The sequence below is a fragment of the Methylocaldum sp. genome, assembly GCF_039794385.1.
Taxonomy (GTDB): domain Bacteria; phylum Pseudomonadota; class Gammaproteobacteria; order Methylococcales; family Methylococcaceae; genus Methylocaldum.
On record NZ_JBDIVO010000278.1, the window covers coordinates 1 to 6,071 of the forward strand.

Here is a 6,071-nt window from a genome sequence, read left to right on the forward strand (position 1 = left end):
AGGGTGGGTTAGGCGCGCATTGCCACGAGCCATACCGTAAAGGACTTACGCCGAATCGCCTTTAGTCCCCTCTCCCTCTGGAAGAGGGTAAGGGCGTTTCTTTTCTTCGTCCTTTCCATCGTTAGTCCCGCTCGCTTTATCAAGTCCGTATGCCGAGAAAAAGCCGTCCTGCATTGTTTGCCAAAGCTTCAGGTTCTGCCGGGTCAACTCCGTAAACACGGACAAGGGAGCGTTCTTGATCAGATTTGCCATCTGGGCCTGCATCAGCTTTTGCTGCTTTAGAAAGACATCCATGCTTTCCTTGAGATAGGCCGTCATGAAGCCTTGCATCGCATTGCCGTAGGTCCGGATGATCTGTTCCAGAATCTCGGTGGTGAAGATCGGCTGGCCTTTTTCCTCTTCTTCCAGGATCAGCTGCAAGAGAGTGCTCCGGGTGATGTCCTCATCGGTTTTCGCGTCCACCACCCGGAACTTGATAGCGTCTCTTACGAGTCCACGGATGTCCCCAAACGTAACGTATTTACTGATGGCCGTGTCGTATAGGCGCCGGTTGGGATATTTCTTGATGATGCGTTCGTTGTATGCGTTGCTCATATTCCGGGGTTGTCATGCGGCCTACCCCATATGTTGGCCGCCGTTGATCGAGAAATCGGCTCCCGTGATGAATCCAGCCTCATCACCCGCCAAAAAGCTTATCAGCCGGGCGACTTCCGAGGGCCGACCGAACCGGCCGACCGGGATTTCCGCCAGGATTTTAGCGCGATGCTCTTCCGGGACGCTCATGATCATCGGCGATTCGATATAACCCGGCGATACCGTGTTTACGGTAACTCCCTTTTTCGCGACTTCGCGAGCGACGGACATCGTGAACCCGTGAATTCCGGCCTTGCTGGCGGCATAGTTCGCCTGGCCGAACTGGCCCTTTTGGCCGTTCACCGAGGAGATGTTGATAATGCGGCCGAAGCCGCGATCCTGCATTCCTTCGATGATGCAGCGCGTGGTGTTGAACACGCCGTCGAGATTGGTACGGAGCACCGTATGCCACTGCTCGGGCGTCATTCTGCGCAAGGTTGCGTCGCTTGTGACGCCTGCGGCATTGACGAGAACGTCTACCCCGCCGTACTTGCGCGCGATGTCTTCGAACACGGCAGTGGTGTGCCCGAAATCCGTGACATCGCATTCCATGGCGTGCATCTCGTAGCCTTCGCTCTTGCGCGCCGCTTCCCACGCGTCGGTGATACAGTCTAGCGCCCGCGGACGGCAAAGGGCAACGACGCGGCTAGGCATCGCGGCCAGGTGCCTGCATATTTCGGTGCCGATAGTTCCGGTTCCCCCGGTTACGACGGCCACTCGTCCATTCATGAGAAAATCCTCCGTGCTAGGTATAAAGCTGGGCCGGGCCGGACCGAACCATTCGGAAATGCCGGGATCGGCTGCCCCCTTGCCCCGGCCTACAAATTATGAAAATCGTAGGTCGGCAATCCCTTGCCGACAAATGTGCTCAGGTCCGGCTTCTCCCAACAGTTGTACAAATCCTGACAAAGCCGATATGGCTTATCGACCTCCAATCTCCGTCTACCGCTCCACGGCGACGGCGATGCCCTGACCTCCGCCGATGCAAAGCGTGGCGACGCCTTTGTGTACGTCGCGGCGGCGCATTTCGTGCAACAGGGTGACCAGAATCCTCGCGCCGGACGCGCCGATCGGGTGCCCGAGCGCTATGGCGCCACCGTTGACGTTGAGCTTGTCGGTATCCCATCCAAGTTCGCGGTTGACCGCGATCGCCTGGGCCGCGAAAGCTTCGTTCGCTTCGATCAAATCGAGATCATCGATGGTCCATCCGGCCCGGTTGAGACAACGCCGCGTCGCCGAAATCGGACCGGTTCCCATGATCGCCGGCTCGACACCCGCGGTGCCGAAGGCCGCGATACGGGCCAAAGGCTTCAAAGCGTATCGCTCGGCCATATGCGCGGACATCACCAGCACCGCAGCCGCCCCGTCGTTGATACCGGACGAGTTGCCCGGCGTGACGGTACCGTTCGGCCGAAAGGCGGGTTTCAGCTTTGCCAGCGCTTCGGCGGTGGTGCCCGCACGCGGAAATTCATCGGTATCGAACACGATGGCCGGACCTTTGGGCTGCGGAACTTCGATCGGCACGATCTCGTCCCGGAATTTCCCCGCCTTTTGCGCGGCTTCCGTCTTTTGCTGGGAGGCGGCGGCGAAAGCATCCTGTTCTTCCCGGGATATTCCGTACTGATCGACGATATTCTCCGCGGTGCAGCCCATGTGGCAGTCGTGGAAGGCATCCCAAAGCCCGTCCACGATCATGCTGTCGATGAGCGTCCAGTCGCCCATTTTGATTCCGTTGCGCGAATTGGGCAGCAGGTGAGGGGCCGCGCTCATGTTCTCCTGCCCGCCCGCAATCACGATTTCCGAGTCCCCGCACTGGATCGACTGCACGGCCAGTTGTATCGCCTTGAGGCCGCTCCCGCATACTTTGTTGATCGTGGTGGCCGACACTTCGACCGGAAGATTGGCCTTGATCGCCGTTTGTCGGGCCGAATTTTGCCCGGTACCGGCGGTGAGCACCTGTCCCATGATGACTTCGTCGATCTGCTGCGGCTCGAGGCCGGTTTTGGAAAGCAGATCCAGGACGAGCTTGGCTCCGAGATGTACGGCCGGAATATTGGCGAGAGTGCCGCCGAATTTACCGATCGCCGTACGCACGGCGCCTACGATTACTACATCTTGCATCGATTGACCTCTTGTTGAGACTTAATCCTTGAAATAGGAAAGGGCCGGTGTCGGAGGGCGGACAACCGGCCCGTCGCGTTACGGTTTGACGGAAATGCGCTCAATCCAAACCGTCACTCATCCTTTCTGAGCTCCTCGCGGTGCCTGTTGCCCTTCGGCGCCGGCCGCGGCTTTGGCAGTCTCGCCGCCGGCCCGCGCGGTGGTTTCGGCCGCGCGCGCCGCTCTCTCCGCGGTTTCTTTCGCCGTCTGATTGGCCCACTCGTTGAATGCGTCCTGGGTTTCCTTCGCCACTCGCAGATAGTCTCCTGCGTGGTCCGCGATCTTTTGACCGAATTCGGAAATCAGTTTCCGTTCCCCGTCCTTCCATTTGTCGGGATCTCTCGTTTCGCAATTCAATTGCGCCTGGCGCGTTCCCATCTCCAAATAGTCCTGAGCCATGGCCAAATTGCATTTGGCGACTTTCTCGACGGCCTGTAACGCAATCTCGTTCCACCGCATGAACGGGTCGACCGCTATACGGTTCATCTCGAACCATTGATCGTAAACTTGCCGATTACCGGCCATCCTTTCGGCCGCCTGAAGGGCGATTTCGTTCCAACGCATCAACGGATCGAACGCCGCGCGGTTGATCTCGAACCATTGATCGCACATTTGACGAGTGTTCATCACAAGCTCCTTAACAAGGGTTTAAACACGCTGGGAATCCGGCAGTATCAGTGGTGCACTGCACCATACCGGAGCGGAACAAGCCGATCAATAGGCCGGAATACTTACATTCAGCAAGAGCATTGATGTGTAAAAAGTAATAGTGATCCGATTCGGGAACCGTGCCTGCAAAACACAGGTCGGATGTCTTTGAATGACGATTTTCGTACTGGCAAACGACAGACTAGATGTTTTTTACGCGTATCGAAAACGAAACGCTTCGATCACGTCTTCGCCGCGAGGAAACAAGCGGTTCACCTCCGGTTTACAATGCTGCGTCGCAACATTGATCTGGTATAGTATCGACACGGCGTCATGCCGTAACAAATCCGACCAACGGAGACTCGAATGACTGATCAATCTTCCTCCCCAGTGGATGCCTGGGCTCGTCTCTGGCTAGACACGCAACGCAAGTACTGGGAGTCGTGGTCCGATCTTTCCCGTAAGGCGATCGAAGAACCTCGAGCGGTTTCCGAGGGAGCAGGCCCGGAAGCTGGACCCGGTCCGTTCGACTGGGGCGATTTCTGGATCGCTACGCAACGGAAGAGCTGGGATCTCTGGCTCGAACTTTCGCGGCAAACCTTCGAATCCAAACCCGGGGCGACGGATGAGAAAGCGCCAGCCGACTCGTGGTCACGCCTTTTCGATCTATGGGGCACCTTTTGGATGCCCCTGATACCGGGACACTCCCGCGAATCGATCGGAAAGCTGCTGGACGCCAATAAAGCCTATTTCCGCATGGGAGAGGGATTGTGGAAGATTCTTTCCAACAGCTACGGGGCCGCTCAAGGCGCGGAAAGCCAGTGGGATGCGCTCAGCCGCAGCGTCAGGCAGATGCACGAACAATTCGGGGAGCAGCTTCGGGCCGCCAAGGATCCCTGGTCCGGGTTCGCCACCTTCTGGGGCATGCCTTTGGACAACTGGCGCCGCGTCTGCTCGGCGTTCTCGATCTTGCCGGGCGACATGGAGAAGGCGGTACGCGGATTCGGCTCCCCATACGGCCCGGAAACCTTGCACCAGGGCATGGTTGGCCTCCTGTCGATGCCGACCATCGGCTATACCCGCGAATGGCAGGAAGAGCTGCAACGCTGGGGATTGCTATGGCTCGATTATTATCAGGCTCTCCAGGCGTATGCTCTGTCCCTTTCGGGAATAACGGCGAAAGCCATCGATCTGTTCGCCAACGAGCTTTACGAAAAAGCCCAAAAAAGAGAATCGTTCGACAGTCTGCGCGCTCTTTACAACTTGTGGATCGACTGTAGCGAACAGGCCTACACCGATATATCGACTTCGGATGAATTCACCCAGGCTCAAACCCTGTTGACCAACGCTGTCTTTGCCGTAAAACGCCAGGAACAGAAGATGGTCGAGGAGACCCTCAGCGCATTCAACATGCCGACGCGCCGCGAGCTGGACACCAGTCACCGCCGCGTTCATCAGTTGCAGCGGCGGGTTTGGCAGTTGGAACAGACGCTGGAGGAATCCGGCGTACTGGAGCTTCGGGCCGAAGTTTCGGCCTTGCAGCGCGAGTTGGAAAACCTGCGCGGGCAAGCGCGAGGCGAAAAGAGCGAAACACCCAGCGCGCCACGCAGAACGAGGGCCAAGACATCTACCTAAGTTATCGAGGAGCGAGCGATGCTACGCCCGGAACAGATTACTCAAGAGCTTTTTGAATTCAACCGCCGAATCGCGAACGGGATGACCACGCTCAGCAAGATCGGCCGAGTCGACGTGGAAGCGAGCCCCAAGGATCCGGTTTACCGGGAGGACAAACTCGTTCTTTACCGTTATCGCCCGCGGCGGGAACAAGTCTCGACCGTTCCGCTGCTGATCGTTTATGCCTTGGTGAACCGTCCTTACATGACGGATCTTCAGGAAGACCGTTCCATCATCCGCGGGTTGCTCGATCAAGGCGTCGACGTTTACCTGATCGATTGGGGTTATCCCGATGGAGCCGACCGGTTTCTCGACCTGGAGGACTACGTCAACCGGTACATACGCCGGTGTGTCGATTTCGTCTGCAAACAGCACGACCTGCCCAGCATCAACGTGCTCGGGATCTGCCAAGGCGGCACCCTGAGCCTGTGCTATACGGCCCTGCACCCCGAAAGGGTGCGCAATTTGATCACCATGGTGACCCCGGTCGACTTCCACACGCCGGACAACACATTGAGCCACTGGTATCGCGATCTCGATGTGGACCTCATGGTCGATACCCTGGGGAATATTCCCGGCGAGCTGCTCAACTGGAGCTTCCTGTCCTTGAAGCCGTTCCGGCTGACCGGCCAGAAATACGTGGATATGGCAGACATTCTGGAGGACGAGGACCGCCTCAAGAATTTCCTGCGCATGGAGAAGTGGATTTTCGATAGTCCGGATCAGCCCGGCGAACTGTTCCGGCAGTTCATCAAATGCTTCTATCAGGAAAACCGGTTGATCAAGGGAACCTTGAAAATCGGCGGGCGGACCATCGATCTCAAGCAGATCAAGATGCCGGTGCTGAATGTCTACGCCACCGAAGACCATCTCGTTCCGCCGTCGGCTTCCATTCCTTTGGAGAAATACGTCGGCACCAAGGATTACGGCACGATCGTTTTCAAGGGCGGCCACAT

Annotated in this window: 6 protein-coding genes; 2 read left to right on the forward strand and 4 right to left on the reverse strand. The window is 57.6% G+C overall.

Annotation, left to right across the window (positions count from 1 at the left end):
• Window positions 1-45 precede the first annotated feature (45 nt).
• From phaR to ABJK70_RS18555, 4 genes are all read right to left on the reverse strand, one after another.
• Window positions 46-594: a polyhydroxyalkanoate synthesis repressor PhaR gene (gene phaR, locus ABJK70_RS18540; RefSeq protein ID WP_133716061.1), complete on the reverse strand. Its 549-nt coding sequence runs from the start codon at window positions 592-594 to the stop codon at window positions 46-48.
• A 21-nt stretch (window positions 595-615) separates the two neighbouring features.
• A complete protein-coding gene (gene phbB, locus ABJK70_RS18545) occupies window positions 616-1,362 on the reverse strand; it encodes an acetoacetyl-CoA reductase (protein WP_077732264.1) in 747 nt (248 codons plus the stop codon).
• A gap of 213 nt (window positions 1,363-1,575) precedes the next feature.
• Window positions 1,576-2,754, reverse strand: coding sequence for an acetyl-CoA C-acetyltransferase (locus ABJK70_RS18550; RefSeq protein ID WP_347258731.1), 1,179 nt, complete (start codon window positions 2,752-2,754; stop codon window positions 1,576-1,578).
• Between the two features lie 117 nt (window positions 2,755-2,871).
• Window positions 2,872-3,420, reverse strand: a complete 549-nt coding sequence (locus ABJK70_RS18555; protein WP_077732266.1) for a phasin family protein — start codon at window positions 3,418-3,420, stop codon at window positions 2,872-2,874.
• A 387-nt stretch (window positions 3,421-3,807) separates the two neighbouring features.
• Between ABJK70_RS18555 and phaE the strand changes: the two genes are divergently transcribed.
• Window positions 3,808-5,076 carry a class III poly(R)-hydroxyalkanoic acid synthase subunit PhaE gene (gene phaE, locus ABJK70_RS18560; RefSeq protein ID WP_077732267.1) on the forward strand — a complete coding sequence of 423 codons (1,269 nt, stop codon included), beginning with the start codon at window positions 3,808-3,810 and terminating at the stop codon, window positions 5,074-5,076.
• Window positions 5,077-5,094: 18 nt separating this feature from the next.
• Window positions 5,095-6,071, forward strand: a 977-nt coding sequence (phaC, locus tag ABJK70_RS18565) for a class III poly(R)-hydroxyalkanoic acid synthase subunit PhaC (protein WP_347258732.1), incomplete at its 3' end; no start/stop codon positions are given.